15 protein-coding genes and 1 tRNA gene are annotated in these 18,962 nt (G+C 63.6%); 7 read left to right on the top strand and 9 right to left on the bottom strand.

The features are described 5' to 3' along the window. The first annotated feature begins 126 nt into the window (after positions 1-126). From I0K07_RS05225 to I0K07_RS05215, 3 genes are all read left to right on the top strand, one after another. Positions 127-2,241 carry a M13 family metallopeptidase gene (locus I0K07_RS05225; protein WP_203291765.1) on the top strand — a complete coding sequence of 705 codons (2,115 nt, stop codon included), beginning with the start codon at positions 127-129 and terminating at the stop codon, positions 2,239-2,241. Positions 2,242-2,510: 269 nt separating this feature from the next. After that, the gene (locus I0K07_RS05220) at positions 2,511-3,500 is read left to right on the top strand and encodes a hypothetical protein (RefSeq protein ID WP_203291764.1); all 990 of its coding nucleotides are present in this window, start codon (positions 2,511-2,513) and stop codon (positions 3,498-3,500) included. An 80-nt stretch (positions 3,501-3,580) separates the two neighbouring features. Further along, positions 3,581-4,186 (top strand): hypothetical protein, encoded by a 606-nt coding sequence (locus I0K07_RS05215; RefSeq protein ID WP_203291763.1) that lies wholly within the window; start codon positions 3,581-3,583, stop codon positions 4,184-4,186. On the opposite strand, the gene I0K07_RS05210 is transcribed toward I0K07_RS05215, so the two are convergent. Beyond that, entirely contained in the window at positions 4,164-5,810 is a 1,647-nt protein-coding gene (locus I0K07_RS05210) for an aminotransferase class V-fold PLP-dependent enzyme (protein ID WP_203291762.1), read from the bottom strand. The genes I0K07_RS05215 and I0K07_RS05210 overlap by 23 nt on opposite strands. A 99-nt stretch (positions 5,811-5,909) precedes the next feature. Between I0K07_RS05210 and I0K07_RS05205 the strand changes: the two genes are divergently transcribed. The 3 genes from I0K07_RS05205 to I0K07_RS05195 all read left to right on the top strand — a co-directional run bounded on the left by I0K07_RS05205 (position 5,910) and on the right by I0K07_RS05195 (position 8,553). Next, positions 5,910-6,365 (top strand): Lrp/AsnC family transcriptional regulator, encoded by a 456-nt coding sequence (locus I0K07_RS05205; protein ID WP_203291761.1) that lies wholly within the window; start codon positions 5,910-5,912, stop codon positions 6,363-6,365. Between the two features lie 35 nt (positions 6,366-6,400). After that, positions 6,401-7,801 carry an MFS transporter gene (locus I0K07_RS05200; RefSeq protein ID WP_203291760.1) on the top strand — a complete coding sequence of 467 codons (1,401 nt, stop codon included), beginning with the start codon at positions 6,401-6,403 and terminating at the stop codon, positions 7,799-7,801. A 251-nt stretch (positions 7,802-8,052) separates the two neighbouring features. Then, entirely contained in the window at positions 8,053-8,553 is a 501-nt protein-coding gene (locus tag I0K07_RS05195; RefSeq protein WP_203291759.1) for a type 1 glutamine amidotransferase family protein, read from the top strand. Between the two features lie 82 nt (positions 8,554-8,635). Here I0K07_RS05195 and I0K07_RS05190 read toward each other — a convergent pair whose 3' ends face one another. The 4 genes from I0K07_RS05190 to I0K07_RS05175 form a co-directional block, all read right to left on the bottom strand. Further along, entirely contained in the window at positions 8,636-9,853 is a 1,218-nt protein-coding gene (locus tag I0K07_RS05190) for an alginate export family protein (RefSeq protein ID WP_203291758.1), read from the bottom strand. A gap of 20 nt (positions 9,854-9,873) precedes the next feature. Next, on the bottom strand, positions 9,874-11,547 hold the full coding sequence (locus I0K07_RS05185; protein ID WP_203291757.1) for a methyl-accepting chemotaxis protein: 1,674 nt from the start codon (positions 11,545-11,547) through the stop codon (positions 9,874-9,876). Between the two features lie 597 nt (positions 11,548-12,144). Then, positions 12,145-12,221, bottom strand: a tRNA-Arg gene (locus I0K07_RS05180). 114 nt (positions 12,222-12,335) lie between these two features. Then, positions 12,336-13,334, bottom strand: a complete 999-nt coding sequence (locus tag I0K07_RS05175; protein WP_203291756.1) for a P1 family peptidase — start codon at positions 13,332-13,334, stop codon at positions 12,336-12,338. 67 nt (positions 13,335-13,401) lie between these two features. Here I0K07_RS05175 and ggt point away from each other — a divergent pair, with 67 nt between their 5' ends. After that, the gene (gene ggt, locus I0K07_RS05170) at positions 13,402-15,135 is read left to right on the top strand and encodes a gamma-glutamyltransferase (protein ID WP_203291755.1); all 1,734 of its coding nucleotides are present in this window, start codon (positions 13,402-13,404) and stop codon (positions 15,133-15,135) included. A 12-nt stretch (positions 15,136-15,147) separates the two neighbouring features. Here ggt and I0K07_RS05165 read toward each other — a convergent pair whose 3' ends face one another. The 4 genes from I0K07_RS05165 to I0K07_RS05150 all read right to left on the bottom strand — a co-directional run bounded on the left by I0K07_RS05165 (position 15,148) and on the right by I0K07_RS05150 (position 18,896). After that, a complete protein-coding gene (locus tag I0K07_RS05165; RefSeq protein ID WP_203291754.1) occupies positions 15,148-16,128 on the bottom strand; it encodes an acetyl-CoA carboxylase carboxyltransferase subunit alpha in 981 nt (326 codons plus the stop codon). 92 nt (positions 16,129-16,220) lie between these two features. Then, the gene (locus I0K07_RS05160) at positions 16,221-17,165 is read right to left on the bottom strand and encodes a site-specific tyrosine recombinase XerD (protein ID WP_338041023.1); all 945 of its coding nucleotides are present in this window, start codon (positions 17,163-17,165) and stop codon (positions 16,221-16,223) included. Continuing rightward, on the bottom strand, positions 17,162-18,787 hold the full coding sequence (locus I0K07_RS05155) for a hypothetical protein (protein ID WP_203291753.1): 1,626 nt from the start codon (positions 18,785-18,787) through the stop codon (positions 17,162-17,164). Before I0K07_RS05155 ends, I0K07_RS05160 begins: the two co-directional genes overlap by 4 nt. Then, entirely contained in the window at positions 18,756-18,896 is a 141-nt protein-coding gene (locus I0K07_RS05150) for a hypothetical protein (RefSeq protein WP_203291752.1), read from the bottom strand. Before I0K07_RS05150 ends, I0K07_RS05155 begins: the two co-directional genes overlap by 32 nt. Positions 18,897-18,962: the final 66 nt, after the last annotated feature.

The following is an 18,962-nucleotide window of genomic DNA, read 5'->3' as shown; positions in this document are numbered from 1 at the left end:
GGCCCGGTCATTGCCGGGCCTTTTTCATGTTCAACTGTCAAAGGTGACAACACCGTCATTTGCGGTCCAGCAATCTCGCCCTACTCTCTTTGCCAACTGAATTCTGGAAAATGATGGGGGTACATCATGAAGAAGTTCCTGCTGGGCACCGCCGCCCTGGCCCTGCTGACAGCCTGTCAGCCCGCCGAAGACGCCGCTGAAACCGAAACGCCGGCCGCTGCCAGCGAGCCTGCCGCATCGGCCGAAATCGCAGCATCCCATGAAACGGCTGATGCCTCCGACTCCGCGCCGGAACTGGGCGCGTGGGGCGTGGAAACCCAGCACATCTCCGACACGGTCGATCCGGGCGATGATTTCTTCCGCTATGTGAATGAAGGCTGGCTGGACACGACCGAAATTCCGGATGGCTTCTCCAATTTCGGCTCCTTCTCCGAGCTCTATCTGCGGTCTGAAGAGCGCATCGAGGGCATCATCATGGAAGCGGCGGCCGCCAATGCGGAAGCCGGCAGCGTCGAGCAGCAGGTTGGTGATCTGTACGCCAGTTACATGAACACCGAACGGCTTGACGAACTCGGCCTCGACCCGGCCCGTCCGGGCCTGGAGCGCATCGCCGCCGCCAGCTCGCATGCTGACATCGCAGCCCTCATGGGCGCACCGTCCACAGATTCCCTGTTCGGGGCCTTTGTCGGCCGCGACCCGGGCAATCCCCAGCGCTATATCGTGTCGCTCAGCCAAGGCGGCCTGGGCCTGCCGGACCGCAATTATTATCTCGACGACAGCGAGCGCTTCGAGACCTACCGCACGGCCTATCTCGACTATATCGCCGACGTGTTCGACATGATCGGTGTCGACGGTGGTGCCGAACGGGCCCAAGCCATCCTCGACCTGGAAACGGCGATCGCCGAAATCCACTGGACACGTGCGGAAAGCCGTGACCGCGTCGCCACCTACAATCTGATGAGCGCCGAGGACCTGTCGAATTATGCGGCCGGCTTCCCGTGGGAAACCTTCATGGCCTCCCTCGACTTCGCCGATCAGGAAGAATTCGTGGTGCGCCAGAACACGGCGATCCAGTCCCTCGCCCAGCTCTTCACGGAAATCCCGGTCGAGACCTGGCAGGACTATCTGTCCTTCCACTGGATGGAGAACCACCGCAACGAGCTGACGCCAGCCTTCTACGAGCGGTCCTTCGACTTCTACAGCCGCACGCTGAACGGAACGGATACGCCGCGTCCGCGCGACCGCCGCGCCATCCAGTTCGTCAATGGCAACATGGGTCAAGCTATCGGCCAGATCTATGTCGAGCACTACTTCCCGCCGGAATACAAGGAACAGATGGAAGAGCTCGTCGGCTATCTGCGCGCCGCCCTGCGCGAGCGCATCGAGACGCTGGAATGGATGGATGACGAGACCCGCGCCGAAGCCTTCGACAAGCTGGAGAAATTCCTGCCGAAAATCGGTTATCCGGACGTGTGGCCGGATTATTCCGACATCGAGATCCGGGCTGACGACTTGTGGGGCAATAATGAGCGTGTGAACGCCTGGTTCCGCGCCGACAGCCGTGACCGCCTGCGTGGCCCGATCCGGGATTGGGAATGGTTCATGTCACCGCAGACGGTGAATGCCTATTATTCCTCGACGTCCAACGAGATCGTCTTCCCGGCCGCCATCCTGCAGGGTCCGTTCTTTGACCCGTTTGCAGATCCGGCCGTGAACTTCGGCGGCATCGGTGCCGTGATCGGTCACGAAATGGGCCATGGTTTCGACGACCAGGGCAGCCAGTCCGATGGTGACGGCGTCCTGCGCAATTGGTGGACCGATTTCTCGCGTGAACAGTTCGACCTGCGCACCGACCAGATCGTTGCCCAGTACGAGCAGTTCTCGCCGGTGGAAGGCATGAATGTCGATGGCCGTCTCACCCTGGGTGAGAATATCGGTGATATCGGCGGTCTCTCCATGGCTTATCGCGCCCTGCAAATGTACGCGGAAGACCATGGCCTGGCCGACGAGCTCGACGGCTACTCCGCTGATCAGCGCTTCTTCCTGGCCTGGGGCCAGGTCTGGCGCCGCCTCTATACGGAAGACGCCCTGGTCTCCCGTCTGACCACGGACCCGCACAGCCCGTCGCAATACCGCGTCAACGGCGTCGTGCGGAATATGGATGTCTGGTACGAGGCCTTCGGTGTGACCGAAGACGACGATCTCTACCTGCCGCCGGAAGAGCGCGTCTCCATCTGGTAGGACGCGACACTGCACCAGGAAACGGCCCGGCCCTGCGCCGGGCCGTTTTGCATTCCAAGACCGGCCCAGCGATACGCAGACCATGAGCCGTCAGAGCTGGCGCGCGCATAACCTTTTGAGGGAATTCAGGATATCAATATTCTCCTGAGAGTTGAAACTTGCGCTTTATGGTTAATATTCCTTAACGCTTCCCCGGCCTTGCGTTAGCATCCCGTGTCTTCGCGGGATGGTTGAAGCCAGCCCCGCGCCGTAAGCGAGGGGGATTTTTTATGTTCCGCAAATCTGTTTTGTGCGGCTCAGCGCTGACGCTGATTACCGCTTCTGCTGCCCTGGCGGGCGATGCCGAATGGTTCCCGCCAGACCCGCCCAATTCCGCGATGGCGGGCGAATGCTATGCCCGCGTCCGAATCGCACCGGAATATGACGTCTACACCGAGCAGGTGACGACGCAGGATTCCTACGAGCGCTACGACGTGTTGCCGCCGCGCCTGCGTCCGGAAGTCCGCGAATATGTCTCGCGCGAAGCCGGTGTGCGCTACATCGTGCACGAGCCCGTGTATGAAACCATCACCGAGACGGTCCAGATCCGCCCGTCCTACGTCGAATACGTGGTCGAGCCGGCTGTGCACAACACGGTGACCGAAACGATCATGGTGCGCGAACCGCGCATGGTCTGGCGGCGCGGTTACACGCCGGGTGCCCAGATGACGCGTTTCGACAGCGAGACCGGCGAAGTCTGGTGTCTTGTCGAGGAAGAGGGTGAATACCAGACCGTCACACGCAATATCGTCGTGACGCCGGCCCAGATCCGCGAGATCAACCATCCGGCCGAATACGACACGATCACGCGTGACGTCCTGGTCCAGGAAGCCCGCGTCGAGGAAGTGCCGATCGACGAGCTGCGCGACACCTATCGGATCGAAGTGCTCGACCAGCACGCCTCGGTCGACAGCCGCGTGATCCCGATGGAGACGGAAACCGTCACCCGTTACTCCCTGCGCACGGAAGAGCGCTGGGAATGGCGTCTGGTGGACTGCAACGATATCGACCTGCCGGGCTACAACCCGCCGACGCAGGCCGACATTCCGCCGGTCGCCCAGAACCAGCACCAGCAGAACTCGGCGCCGGTGGCCCAGGGACGCACCTATCTCTACGGCACCGACATGCCGGCCGAGACGACCTATTCGGAAGAAGTTCCGGTGGCCCAGGCCAGCTATTCGTCTTCCAGCTATTCCACGCGCGGCCGTCGCTCGCAGTAGCGCACTGGACGCATCAGCGTGAAACGCCAAGATGGACGGCGCGGACTTCTGGTCCGCGCCGTTTCCCTTTGGAGGCCGAGTTGGCAGAGCGTGACTTCATGGTCGGGTATGGCAGCCTGCTGAGCGCCTATAGCCGCACGACCTATTCCGGCATCCAGACCGAAGCCCTGCCCGTCATCGCCCATGGCTGGAAACGTGGCTGGACCGTGCGCTATGGCGATGAACAGGCGACCTATGCCGGTGTCCGCCCGGTCACGAATGCCATCCTCCACGCCGCCCTCGTCCCGACCGAGATCAATGACGCCCTGCGCCATCGCGAGCGCGGCTATGTCTTCACGCAAATCGACCCTGCCAGTGTCCGCCCGGCGGCCGGTACGGACATCGCCCTGCCGGAAGGCCGCTACTGGATCGTGGTCAATCGCGAGCAGGTCAGCGCCGATGCGGATCACCCCATCCCGCAGACCTATGTCGACACCTGTCTGATCGGCTGCCTGGAGACCGGCGGCGAAGCCCGCGCTCGCGCCTTCATCCGGGCGACGGAATTATGGGACGCGCCCTGGGTGGATGACCGCGATGCAAAGGCCCCGCTCTATCCCCGCCTGACGCCGCCGACACCGGAACAGCGCGAGCAGATCGATACCCTGCTGGCCGCCGAAGGCGTGCTCAGATACCGGCGCCCACGCTGAGCGTCTCGGCCAGGGCCCGGGCATCCTCCAGGGCGTGCTCACGCAAGCGGGCGATCGCGGTTTCATCCAGGCGTTTGGCCGGCGCACAGGCCGGCGAACCGGTCTCGCAGAGAAGGGAAACCGGAAAACATCCCGTTTCAGGCCGGTCCTGACTGTGTTGCCATCCCCCCGTGATCGCATCGCATACATATTGCGATGCCAGTCTGGCCGCATGATCGGCCAGTAACAGAACCGCTTCGATCAGATATTGGACCTCTTTTGATGTCATGGCCCAATGCAGGCTGACCCGGCACCAGCCCGGCCGCGCACCGGTCTCGCCCGCCAGGACCTGCTGCCGGATCGCCTGTGTGGCCGCCTCATCCAGACCCAGCAGGGCATGCCCATAGGGCCCGGCACAGGAGCATCCGGCCCGAGACTGAATGCCGAAGAGGTCGTTCAGAAGACGCGTCACCAGCCGCGGCGGCACCACACCACCATGGCTATCCCTCAGATTGAACGCGACAATTCCGATCCGGCGCGACGGATCCTGGGGGCCGAGGATCTCGATCCGCGGATGCGCTTGCCACGCCTCGAACGCCGCCTCCAATGCCGCATGCTCACGCCGGGCGATCAGCGCATGACCGATTTCTGCCTGCAGCTGCAGCGCCAGCGCCGCCCGGACGAGTTGCGGAACCCCCGGCGTTCCAGCCCGCTCGCGCGCCTCGATATCCTCAATGAAATCATGACCATCAGGCCAGACATAGCGCACCGTACCACCCGCACTCTGCGTCGGCGGAAGCGTCGCGTCATAGAGCGCTGCATGGAACAGAAGAAGCCCGCAACTGCCTGGCCCGCCAATGAATTTATGGGGTGAGAAATACACCGCATCGATCCGCGCCTCCGGATCTCCCGAAGGATGCACGTCGATCGGCAGATAGGGCGCACTGGCCGCACAATCGAGGCACAGGATCGCATCATGCGCGTGCAAGAGCCGCGCGAGGGCCCGAACATCACTCTTCACGCCGGTCACATTGGAAGCCGCTGAAAACGCACCAATCTTCCGCTTGCCGGCATGGCGCGGATCCGCCAGCTCAGCAGCCAGGGCTGCCAGATCGATCCCACCCTCTTCATCCAGCGGAATGGACACCGTCTCGGCCAGGCTCTCCCGCCAGCTCAGCTCGTTAGAGTGATGCTCATACGGCCCCAGGAAGACCACCGTATCCGCACGCCGGTCCGCCGCCACGCCCAACGCCTTGCGGGAGGCCGGTGGCACGGCAAGTCCCAGAATTTCCTGAAATTTGTGGATCGCGCCTGTCGCTCCGGACGCACAGGCCAGCAGACAATCCTGCGGCCCGGCATTCACGGCGCGCTTGATCCGTTTTTCCGCCTCTCGCATCCAAGCGTTGGAGGCCCGTCCGGTCGCGCTGTCCTCGGTATGAGGATTGGCATAATCGGCCGCCAAACCGGCCATGACATGCTCAATCGGCTCATAGACCCGACCGGATGCCGTGTAATCCGCATACAGGAAGGGCCGCAGACCGAAGGGCGTGGTGAGGGTCTGCCCGGTGCCCGACAGCCCCTTGCGGAGCGTCTCGAGCGCGCGAGCAGCGGTCGTCTCAGTGTGGAAAAAAGCTGTGTCCGGCATGGTTTGCACAGAAAAGCACGAAGCCGGCGGAGATAATCACCAAATATCGCTACAGTTTCCCCGTGACGATGGCGAAAATCACTACTATCCTGCCACGCCATGGAGCTTGATAACTATGATATCCGGCTTTTGCGCGCGGTTCAGAGCGATTCAGACCGGACCGTTCAGCAACTGGCTGACCTGATCGGCCTGTCGGCGACCCCGACGGCCCGCCGCCTCAAACGCCTCGCCGATGTCGGGATCATCCGCAAGCATGTCGCCCTGCTGGACCCGGAGGAATTGGGCCTGCAAGCCACGCTTTTCATCACGGTGCGCACCAGTCAGCACGATGCGGAATGGCTGTCGCGTTTTGCCGAAGGTGTGAGGCGCATGCCGGAAGTCATCGAATTCTACCGGCTCAGTGGCGACATCGATTATCTCATCAAGCTCTGCCTGCCGGACGTGAAAGCCTATGATGCCGTCTACAAGAAGCTGATCGCGATCGCGCCCCTGTCCGATGTCTCCGCCAGCTTCGCCATGGAAGCCATCAAGAACACCACGGAATTGCCGGTCTAGCCCATGCCGGACGGTTGCATGCCCGGCAGTGATGCGTGAAGCTGACCGCACCGGCCACCTATAACCGTACGGGATTCATGACTGATTTTTCGCAAGAGCCCCGCTCCGGCGCGCCCCACAGCGCCTCCGAAAGCTATCGCAATGTCGCGGCTGTCGTGGCGGCCCTGGCCCTGCTGCAGATGGCAGCCGGCGCGCTCTCCGTGGTCGGTCCGCTCTCCCTGATCAGCCAGGGCGCCTCCTCTTTGAAGATCGGTATCATCGTGGCCGGTTATGCCACCGGCTTCCTGCTGGGCGCGACGCTCGCCCCCCGGGAAATTGCCCGGATCGGGCATATCCGCGCCATTGCCGGTTTCGCCGCCGCAACCTCCATCGCTGTCGCCGCGCTCTACCTGTCGTCGGCGACGGCCTGGTGGCTGGTCATGCAATTCATCATGGGTCTGTGTGTCGCCAGCTTCCTCGCCGCCGGTGAAAGCTGGGTTGCCGATTCCGCCCCGCCAGAGCGCCGCGGTGCCATTCTCGCCTTCTACCTCGTTTCCGCGAAAATCGGCTTCATCATCGGTCCCTTCCTGGTGGCGGGCATTGAGCCCGGTGTTGCCGCCGGCTTCCTCGTCGTCGCCGCGCTCTACACGGCCAGTCTGATCCCGGCAGCCGCGACCAATCGCGCCCAGCCCGCCCCGCCCACTTCGGAGAGTTTCGGACCGCGCAAGGTTTTCCAGATCGCCCCGTCGGCGATCATTGCCGCCTTCGCGGCCGGCATGGTCAATGGCCCCGTCATGCAGCTCTATGCGGTCTTTGTCGGGGGTATGGAAACCGTTTCGGTGACGCAGACCGCCGCCCTGTTCAACGCCTTCCTGGTCGGTGGATCGGTTCTGGCACAATGGCCAGCGGGCATGCTGTCCGACCGGATGGACCGGCGTGTCGTGATTGCAGGCCTCGCCCTGGTGGCAGGCGTTTCAGCCCTGGGACTGGGCCTCTTCTCAGGCGTGCTGCCCGTCATGCTGATCTTCGCCGTCGCCGGCCTGTGGGGCGCCGGAGCGCAATCCTATTACGGCATAGCCGTCGCCCATGCGGCCGACCGCGCGCCGGAAGGCCAGGCGACCAATATGATGTCCGGCATCCTGACCATGTACGGGCTGGGCACGATGATCGGTCCCGTCATTGCCGGCGTTGTCATGGCGCTGATCGGGCCGTCGGGGCTCTTTCTCTATGCCTCCATCATTCTCTTCGCCCTGTTCGGGGCCATGCTCTACCGCCGCGGCGACAAGGCACCGGTGAACGACGCCGACAAATCCGATTTCGAACCCATCTCCGCCACCAGTGTCGCCGTCTATGACCTGACCGAACTGGCCAGTGAGGAAGACCCGGACGCTCCGGCTCCGGCATCGTCCACGCAAGACGAGGATGAAGACGATGATGAGAATTACTGGGAGCGCTAGCGCTTAACCGCGCTGGACTTAAACTGCTTTGAAATACCGAATGAGAATTCGGGGAACTCCAGCAAAATAAATTTATGTAATCTTCCCCTAAATTTCGCAAGTTTCCTCGAATGAACAATTCGAATGCGCGGGATTTTATTACATATTCAGCGGGCAACCTTGATTCTCTCCTGAAAAACTCTATCCCTCTTGGCTCACTCGATTAGACAGCCCACCCGGGCTGCACGCTGAAACGGAGTTAGCCAAACAGTATGAGACATCGCCATCGCCCGAGCCGGGTCGCCACTTTCGTCGCCGAAGCCGTCAATGTTCGCCAGATGCAAACCACGACCGAGGCCCTGCAGCGCTCCAACCGCCGCGCCGTCCTCGTGTCTGACCAGCACGCCCTCCTGCGGGGCTATAACGGACAGGCTGAATTGAACTTTGCCGTCGCCGAACAGACGGAGAATGTGGACCCTGCCGGACATGATGCGCTCATCCTGATGGAAGGCGCCGCGAAGCTGGCCGATAGCGCCAGCGGCCTGGCCCGCCGCTTCATGGAAGCAGGCAAACCCGTCATCGCCCTGACCGGCAGCGCCGGCATCATTTCGGCCCTGGTCGGCAATGACGCCCCCGCCGAGCAGACGGCCTCGGCTTTGGTCAACGGCCAGCTCTACCAGATCACCGATGAAGATGCCGACTGGAAGATCCTCAACGCAATCGGCGAGCGCCTCGACGCCGAGCGCGGCCTGCCTGCGGCTGCCAACGCCTGATTGGCCCCACTATCGGAACAAAGAAAAAAGGCGTGCCGGTCTCCGGCACGCCTTTTTCCGCCCAATGCGACACTGACCGGGGTCAGCGCGAATAGCTCAGAATGATCCAGTTCTTGACGCGATCCGCCGGGGCCGGCGCCACGTCCGGACCGTCATAGTCCGCGAACTGCCAGGACAGTTCGAACCCACCCGGGAATTCCGCGGTGATGAAGGCATCCCATTCTTCACCCAGATCATCACCCAGACGCTCGGACGAGAAATCATGGTAGCGCACGCCGGTTTCCAGACCGCGCAGCCAGCCGCTTTCCCAGCCCAGCCCGTAGCTGGCCATGACATTGAAATCCTCGACACCATCGACCGTGCCCTGACGGCCACCACCGGAGAAGGCATCGGCCCAGCCCAGCACGCCGTGATTCTTGCCCAGCGGGTTGGACACGCCGGTCGAGCCATTGCCTTCAACAATGTCATAGCCGACAGCAAACTCAGCGCCGCCGCGTGACACCGAGAAATCGGTCGAGATCAGGCCGAGGTCAAAATCCGTGGTCGCGGACCCATAGTCCTGCTGACGCGAGAACATGACGGCATAGTCGATTTCATAATCGCCATGCTCGATGCCACCATTCATCCGGCCGCCCCAGGTCTGGTTGGAACGCTCGCCACGGCCCGGCTCTGTGATGTCGATCAGGTAGAGAAAGCCCGACACGGTGAGCGCCGGCGCCACAGCATAGCGGACATTGAAGAGATGGCTGTCGCTGTCCCAGTTGGAATCATCGCCCGGACCGCGATTGATCTGGTCATGATAGACATAGGTCGCACGCCAGTCGCCGCGGGTATAATCGACGCGCAAGGCGTCGTGCGAGTTCTTGTCCTGGCGGTGCCCGGCCGAAGCCACGAAACGCCCATCATCCAGATCCAGATACTGGCGACCGACCGTCACGGACACGTGCTCATTGAAGGCATAGCTCGCCTGAAGCCGGTTCAGCTCGGTGAAGGCCCCATCAGAAATAGACGTGTACTGGGACAGGCCGTTGAGCCCCGAATTATAGTCATCATCCCCGTCCAGGGCGACGACATTCTCGACTTCACCCAGGAAGGTGAACCCGTTCCAGTCCGGCGAACGCCAGCCCAGCCGGGTCCGCAGCGTGGTCGCGTCCGCGCCCAGCTTGCCGTCCTGGTCGGCATTCTCATAGCGCGCACGCATATCAAGGAAGACAGTCCCGTTTTCGCCATCGGCGAGAGTCGCAGCCGGGAAAGCCATCATCAGGCCGGCAGAGGCCAGCAGAAGGTGTTGGGGTTTCATCATCATCTCCTGTGGACGCCTTAGGCCGCCCGAATGCTATCGAGGAATTGTTCGAACTCGGTCTTCCACGCCTTGTGGCGCGTCGACATTTCCGAAGCGGCATCAAGAACGGAACGCGACACGGAATCGGTCTGGCTGGTGAAGGAGGCCACACGATCCACATCATCCGCCGCAGAGGTTGTACCATCCTGGGCACGCTGCGCGGACTCCGCGATTTCCGACGTCGCCACACGCTGCTGTTCGATGGCAGAGGCCGAAGCCACGGCCAGCTCGCCCAGCTGGTTCACCGCTTCCAGGGCCTTGGCCGCCGAAGCCGTACATTCATCCGTCGCCGACTGGATCCCCGAGACTCGCTCGGCAATCTGCTGCGTGGCCTGCGTGGTCTGTTCGGCCAGCGCTTTCACTTCCGAGGCCACGACCGCAAAGCCCTTGCCGGCTTCGCCGGCGCGGGCTGCTTCGATCGTCGCGTTCAGCGCAAGCAGATTGGTCTGGCTGGCAATCGTCTCGATGAGGTCGATGATCTCACCGATCGCCGAGGCCGACTGGGCCAGGTCCTGGATCACATCCACGCTGTTGGAGGTTTCCTGGCCGGCCTGTTGGGACAGCTCGCTGGTGCGGGTCACCTGGGTGGAAACTTCGCTGATCGAAGCTGCCAGTTCTTCGGAAGCCGCAGCCACGGCCTGAACACTGGATGCCGCATGACCGGCTGCTTCCCGGGCAGAGCCGGACGCTGTCGCCGCCTCACCGGAGGTGGACTGCATCTGGGAGGCCGACGCGGAAAGCTGTTCCGAGGCTGCCATAACGCTGGCGAGAAGCTCGGTCGACACCTGTTCGAAATGCACCACGGCCTCTTCGGTCCGTGCCTGACGCTCGGCCTTGGATTTGGCTTCCTCGACTTCGCGGGCCCGCATCTCGTCGGCAGATTTGAGCGCGTCATGCAGGGTCGTGATCGAGCGCGCCAGAGCGCCGAACTCATCCTTGCGTTCCGTGCCCGGGATATCCATGCCACGCCGGCCGCCGGCCAGTGCGCCCACGACCTCCATGACAGTCTCGATAGCGGCCCGGATCGTGCCACCAATGATACGGGTCAGGAGGAAAAGGCCGGCCGCCGTCAGGATCACAGCGGCAATCGCGATCCAGAAGGTAATCTGGCCGAGACGGTCAAGCTCATCCCAGGCCTGCTCGAGATCCGCACGTGAACCGTCCCGCACTGTTTCCACGGCCGTGTCCAGGCGATCATCATATTCGGCGAGTGCATCAACAAAGCGCGCAGTCTCTGCGTCGGTGCGAGACGCCGCGGCGGCCGTATAGTCAAGCATCAGACGGCTGAGTCCGAGAAAATCCTGCTGCATGTCCTGCAGGGTCGCCCGATAGGCCGGCTTGTGGACGATGCCTTCCGCTTCATCCAGGGACGCGCCGAAATCGGTCAGATTGCCCTCTGCGGCCTCAACGCGTTCCGCCGTCGGCTGAGCCGCCATCAGATAGGTGTCGCGCAACAGCGAGGCCAGATCCTTTTCCGCGGAATTGGCCGCGATCAGGCTCATCGTGGCTTCCTGGGCTTCCACCTCGATCCGGTCGATCGAACCACGGACCATCGTGTTCACACCGACATAAGCCAGCATGAGCGATACGGAGGCGATGGCGAGAAGGTTTAGCCTGGCCTTCAAAGACAGGCGGTCGAGAAAATTGGACATGGGATCAGCCTTTCAGTTCGGGGGCACTTGCGTCCGATGCCCCGTCATCCGTCGACAGGCTTAACCATTCCTTTCAACACCACCTCAGGTAACTCTTTGAACTTGCATATTTTATTGCAGAAACGGGGGTAAACACCCCTGAACCATGTTCGCAATCACACGATTTCACTGCCCCTGCAGGAAGATCCGCAATCAGGCAGGTTTGGGAGGTTTTAGATTATGAGCAAATGATGCGGCGGTGACGTGAACACCGCCGCATCGGGATGCTGCCGGTCTTTCGACCGCCAAGCCATGCGGGCCTTACTCGGAGGGATACAGCCGAAGGAAACCACGCATATGGCCGAATTCGTGGAGCGGCCACAGGGTCATTCAAGGCGATCCGCGGCTGCCTCGCCATGACATTGCGATCAACCACCAGCGCCCGCGACAAGTGCAGATCCTGTCGGTGAACGCCCGCCTGGGCACGATGAATGCCGGATTGCTCCAACATTCGCAGGGGGCAGACGCACGGTACGGGAATACGCTTAAGCCTTCAGAGACCGGTCAAGCCGACCCATCAGGGACGTAAGCGAAGCGAACTATCTTGAGAGAGAAAAATGGCGCACCGGGGAAGATTCGAACTCCCGACCCCCAGATTCGTAGTCTGGTGCTCTATCCAGCTGAGCTACCGGTGCAGGCCGTAGGCTTCGAGGTCTCAGCCCCGAAGAGGCGCGGAACCTAACCGCGCCTTTTGAACAAAGCAAGTGCCTGAATGCGGCAATTGCACGCCCTTGTGCAGCGCGCCGGATTTACGTGTCATCTGCCTGGCTGCGAGCCGCATGGACACCCCGCGCCACCGCACGTGCCAGCGTGTCGGCGGCTGCATTGCCCAGCTCGGCCAGCGTCCGCTCCGGCGCATCACCCAGCGGCGCTTTCGCGGTCGAGAGCGCAAAGACGACATCGCCATCGAACGGAGTGTGGATCGGGCGGATGGCCCGGGCCAGACCGTCCTGGGCCATGATGGCGAGCCGCTGGGCCTGGGCCGGCGTCAGCGTCGCATTGGTGGCGATCAGCGCGATCGTGGTATTCTCGCGAGCGCCCGGATTGATTTTGGCTGCGCCCCAATCATCCGGTTCCATGCTCCAGTCCTGCGGCGGACGGGCTCCGCCGAACTCGCCATCAATCTCCATCGGCCAGGACCAGTAGACATCATCCGCGCCGGGCAGGGTCACCGAGCCGAAAGAGTTCACGCAAACCAGCGCCGCCACGCCCAGACCATTGTTCAGGAAGAGCGAGGCCGTACCGGTCCCGCCCGGATGTGCACCGGCCCGCGCGCCATAGCCAGCGCCAGCCTTGCCGAGCGCCACGGCCTGGCTGGCCATGTCCAGCGCGTCGCGTCCCAATTGGCGATAGGGCGGCGTGTCGCCCCATTGCTTGTCACCGCCATTGGCCAGGTCATAGAGGATGGCGGACGGCACGACAGGTGATGGCGGCACGCCGGGCAGGTCCATCAGGGCGAAGCCCTGGCCGCGTGCGCCCAGCGCTGCGGCGACACCATCGGCGGCAGCAAGGCCGTAGGAGGAACCGCCCGACAGGACGACCGCATCCACGGCATCGACCAGCGTGTGGGAGGCCAGCGCATCGGTCTCCCGCGTGCCCGGCCCGCCACCGCGGACGTCAACGGCACACACAGCCCGCTCTTGCGGCAGGATGACTGTCACGCCGGTTTTCACGCGCATATCTGCTGCCTGACCGATCAACAGGCCCTCAATATCGGTCAAACTGTTGCTTTTCCCTGGCGAAGCCATGCGCGCCCCCTTACCTCTGGCCAATGTCACCTTTATCGTGACCGGAGTTTTTCGAGGGGCAAGTAACATGCTGCGTAATCTGCTGACGACCACTTTCCTGGCAGCCGGCTTCACGATGGCGGCCTGCTCGGCCCCGGTGAGCGAGGACGCGCCAGCCTCGCCTGAAGCGGCGGCAGCAATTGGCCCTGCCATGGTCTCGGCCGCGAACCCGCTGGCTGTGGAGGCCGGCCTGGACGCTCTGCGCAATGGCGGGGATGCGGTGGACGCGGCCATTGCCGTACAGGCCGTTCTCGGCCTTGTGGAGCCGCAAAGCTCCGGCCTCGGGGGCGGCGCCTTCATGCTCTATTATGATGCGCAGAGCGGAGATGTGACCGTCTATGACGGACGCGAAATGGCCCCGGCCAGTGCCAGCCCGGATCTCTTCATCGACGAAGATGGCAGTGTTCTGGGCTTTTTCGACGCGGTCTTCTCCGGCCATTCGGTCGGGGCACCCGGTGCTGTCGCCATGCTGGCCATGGCGCATGAAGACCATGGCGAACTGCCCTGGGCGGACGGTTTCACCGCGGCCACGGGTCTGGCGGAAAACGGGTTTGAGGTCTCGCCCCGCCTCGCAGCCCTGATTGCCGGCGTCGCACCGCGCACGCCACTGGATGAGTGGGAAGCGACACGCGAGTATTTCTTCACCGAGGACGGTGCGCCCCTGCCCGCCGGTCACCTCCTGCAAAACCCGGATTATGCCGCCACGACGCGGGCACTCGCAGCCGATCCGCGCGCGCTCTATGAGGGCCCGATCGCCGAAGCCATTGTGGCGGCTGTCCAGGCCGAACCGCGTCCGGGCGGGCTGACCCTTGAGGATCTGGCCAATTACCAACCGGTGCGCCGCGAAGCCCTGTGCCGCGACTATCGCGAATGGAGTGTGTGTGGCGCCCCGCCGCCGGCCTCGGGCGGTATTTCGGTCAATGAGATCCTCGGCCTGCTGGAACCCTATGACATGGCGGCCACCGGCCCGGACACGGTCGAGGGCTGGCGCCGCTTCATCGAGGCAAGCCGCCTGGCCTATGCCGACCGCGATGCCTATGTCGGCGATGCCGACCAGGTTTTCGTACCGACCGAGGGCCTGCTGGATGCGGGCTATATCGAATCCCGCTCGGCCCTGATCGACCGCGACACGGCGATCCCGACCGCCACACCCGGCACACCGCCGGGTATGGCCCAGCCTGGCCTGGATGCCACGCCGGACTCGCCCGGCACGAGCCATTTCGTGATTGTTGACAGTGATGGAGATGTCGTCTCCATGACGACGACGGTGGAGAGCGTGTTCGGCAGTCATCGCATGGCCGGCGGCTTCCTGCTCAACAACCAGCTGACGGACTTCTCGCGCACGCCGCTCGACGCGGAGGGTCATCTCGTCCCCAATGCTCCGGGAGCGTCCAAACGGCCGCGCTCCTCCATGTCACCCACCATTGTGTTCGACAGAGAGGGCGAATTCGAACTGGCCACCGGCTCGCCGGGCGGGTCCTCCATCATCGGCTATACGGCCAAGACACTGGTCGGCATGCTGGACTGGGGCCTGACCCCGCAAGAGGCCATCGAACTGCCCAATGTGGTGGCGCGCGGCGATGTGGTCCGGATCGAGAACGGGATGGATGCCGAAATCTTGGCCGAACTTACGGCCATGGGTTTCACCATCGACGCTAATCGGGGCGAGATTTCCGGCCTGCACATTGTGCGGCGCCTGGAAGATGGCAGCCTGATTGGCGGCGCGGATCCGCGCCGTGAGGGGATTGTCGGAGAACCCTAGGACAGGAATTGCCTATTCGGCAGCGTCCAGACGACCAATGGCCAGGAAACGCTCGCGGCGCTGCTGACGCAGTTCTGCGGGCGATTTTCCGTCCAGCGCAATCAGATGCTGTTCGATGGCATTGCCGACGGCGTGCATGGTCTCGGCCGGATGGCGGTGTGCGCCACCGATCGGTTCCGGGATCGTCTGGTCGACGATCTTCAGCGCCATCAGATCGGGTGCCGTAACCTTCATGGCCACAGCAGCATCGCGAGCCCGTGCCGAGTCCTTCCACAGGATGGAGGCACAGCCTTCCGGCGAGATCACCGAATAGATCGAGTGTTCCAGCATCATCACGACATTGCCGGACGCCAGCGCCACGGCACCACCGGAACCACCTTCACCTGTGATCGTGGAGATCAGCGGCGTGCCAAGCGTCAGGCAGCGTTCGGTGGAACGGGCAATGGCTTCGGACTGACCGCGCTCTTCCGCGCCCAGGCCCGGATAGGCGCCGGCGGTGTCGACGAAGGTCAGGACCGGCAGGTTGAACTTCTCGGCCATGTCCATCAGGCGGATCGCCTTGCGATAGCCTTCCGGGCGCGCCATGCCGAAATTGTGCTTGATGCGGCTTTCCGTGTCGTGACCCTTCTCATGGCCGATCACGACCACGGAACGGCCGCGGAAACGGCCCAGACCACCGACAATGGCGGCGTCTTCGGAGAATCGGCGGTCGCCGCAGAGCTCTTCGAAATCCTCGATCAGCGCCTTGCGGTAATCGCGGAAATGCGGACGTTCCGGATGCCGGGCCACCTGCGTCTTGCGCCAGGGATCCAGCTTGGAATAGAGCGCAGCGAGTTGCTCATTCGCCTTGTGACGAAGGCGCGCCGTCTCTTCCGCCGTATCCGGCGAGTCATCGCCGGATGTGCCCGCCAAGTTCTCGAGCTCTTCGATCTTGGCTTCCAATTCGGCCAGCGGCCGCTCGAAATCGAGATAGGTACGTGTGGGGTCGGACATGCCCTGCCAACGCCTGTGAACACAAAAGAGGCGGGCAAACTAGCCAGCCTGCGCCGGGGTCACAAGCCTGGAAAACTGTCCTTACGCATACGTCAACCCTGGCTACCGGTATCATTGGGCCGCGCCAGAGGGTGCGCAGTCTGTACCAGGGTGCGCAGTCTTTCCTCCAGCACATGGGTGTAGATCTGGGTTGTCGACACGTCGGCATGCCCCAGCAGGATTTGGACGCTGCGCAAATCCGCCCCTCGCGACAGGAGGTGGGTGGCGAAGGCGTGACGCAGGACGTGCGGCGATATCCGTGACGGATCCAGGCCGGCAGCAAGGGCCAGCTCGCCCAGCAATTGGGCAAAGCGTTCGCGGGTGAGATGTCCGGACCGTGCATGGCGGGACGGGAAAAGAAAACGCTCCGCCTTGCGGGCCCGGTCCGGATCGGCGGGCAGATGAGCCGCGCGAACGCTGCGATAGGCCTCCACGGCCTCCAGCGCAGAGGGTGTCAGCGGCACCAGGCGTTCGCGCCCGCCCTTGCCGGTGACGTGGATGCAGCGCTCGGCCCGCGCGAAGGCACTCAGGGGCAGGGAGACCAGTTCGGTCACGCGCAATCCGCCCGCATAGAGGATTTCCATCAACGCCCGCATCCGCACGCCGGCTTCGCCTTCCATCGCACCGGCGGCGTCGAACAGGGCGTCCACATCCGCTTCGCTGAGGATTTTCGGCAGGCTGCGACCGCGCTTGGGCGCACTCAGAGGCGATGCCGGATTGTCGGCGCGCCGTCCTTCGGACAGGAGGAATTTGTAAAAACGCTTGATGGCCGACAGGCGCCGGGCGGCTGTAGAGGCGGCCAGCCCGTCGCGGGCGAACCCAGAGAGCACACCCTCCAGATCGGCCGTCGTTGCCTTGGCCAGATCACGACCCTCGGCAGCGAGGCGCGATGCGACGTCTTCCAGGTCCCGGCGATAGGCGTCCAGCGTATTGACCGCCGCACCCCGTTCAGCCGCCATCATGTCGAGAAACAGAGCAATCTCCCGCTGCGCGGTCACATCGCCCCCAGAATGATCTGTTCCAGCAGCAGCACCCGGGCATGGCGGCGCAGCCCGACGGCATCCAGCGCGCCCAGCGTCCTGGCCAGAACATCCGGATTGTCGGCAGCTCCGTCCTGGTTGAGCAGGGAAACGGCCAGCATCGCGGCCTCGCCCCGTGCGCCCGCCCGCACGGCGGCATCCAGCGCCGCCAGTCCGGCGGGAGCCGGCATCGGGTCCGCGGCCAGCAAGGCTTCACGCAATCCCGCAGGGCTGGGAGCCCCAAGCCGTTCCAGGGCTGCCGCCTGGGCCAGTACGCTGGCGCCCCGGCCTTCCAGCCAGGCAGCCTGAACCGCTTCATAGCTTCCGCCCTGCATCTCGTCCTCGGCAACGGCCAGGGCCAGGTCCAGCGCGACCATGCGCGCCGGGCTGGGCGGAACCCAATCCTCTTCCGGCAGGGCCGACATGATGTCCGGCTCACCGGCCGGCTTGTCCTCATCACTCAGCCCCTGAGGCACCAGGACCGGCTGTTCCGGGCGCGGCGGACCATCCAGCAACGCATTACGCCAGGTCCAGGCCGATCGCAGATCACCAACAAGAAGGGCTGCCATGGCGATTTCATAGCCATGCTCCAGCGTGGCAGCGGTAACCGGAATGGTCTGGATTTCCCGGCCGTGATGCCGCGCGACATGCACAAAGCGCGCGCCACCGCCAGCATCGGCCAGCAACAAGCCCAGGGCTTGCCCGGCCAGTTCGCGGTCCCGGCCCTGCGCGAGCACGGCTTCCAGTGTGTGGTGGCGGTCCCGTCCGGACTGGTCCAGCGCGGTTTCAAAAGCGAGCTGCGGATCGGTGGCCGGCGGCTGGCTCCGCCCTTCGGCCTCATGCGCCACCTCTTTCAACCAGGACGGCGCCGTGTCAGCCATACCCACACCGGCCTCAAGCCGGTGGTCCATCGCCCATTGCAGCGCTGTCTCGGCGGCCGGTGTATTGGCCGGAAGCGGCGTGTCCAGGGTGAGCGCGAACAGGCGCGCATCAAACCCGTCATCCGCCGACTGGCTGCGTGCCAGTTCTGCGGTCAGCTCCGCGGCTGCCGACTGGCCCTGCAGCGACAGGCAGAACGCCCGCACCCGCAGCCAATAGGCGGTGTCACGTCCTTCGATCAGGGCGTCAGCTGTGCGGCAGGCACTTTCCAACTCGCCGGTCGCAAACCCCAGATCAGCATGCCAGCGCGCCAGGACGGGTTGCCGGTTCACACCGGGCGTGCGCTCCAGAAGATCGAAAGCATCGCCCGCACCGGCAGCCGCCAGGAGGCGCTCGACGCGCAGGCGGGCCAATTCGGTATCACCGCGTCCGCCGGCCGGCGGTTGTCCGCCGGAAATGAGAAGGGTCCGGGCGACAGAGGCCAGGGTCTCGCTGCGATACTCTCCGTCTTCAGGATCAGGAAGACGCGACAGGACAGCGACCGCCTGGTCGCGCCCGGTGGCCGACCAGAGACGATTGTCCAGGGCTGCGCGTGGCAATGAGACTTCCAGCGGATCCAGCGCATCCAGACGCTCGACCTCGATCCCCTCCTGCGCAAAGGCGGCACTCCCCCAGAGCGCCAGCGCAAGGCTAGCGCGGGAAATCGTCTTCCAACTCGACACTGACACTCTCCCGGCTTGGCTCGAGACCGTTGGCGATCACGACCAGGCTCCCGAATCCGACCGCAGCAAGCCCGATAATGACGGCCAGACCGAACAGGAAACCTCGCATCAATCCCACTCCATGATCGCTGGCCCGGCGCGTTGACGACTGCACCGGGCGAATATGATGAGCCTA

The organism is Maricaulis parjimensis, from assembly GCF_016817355.1.
Taxonomy (GTDB): domain Bacteria; phylum Pseudomonadota; class Alphaproteobacteria; order Caulobacterales; family Maricaulaceae; genus Maricaulis; species Maricaulis parjimensis.
Note: the sequence above shows the minus strand (reverse complement) of the source record. Positions and strands in the feature narration are given on the sequence as shown.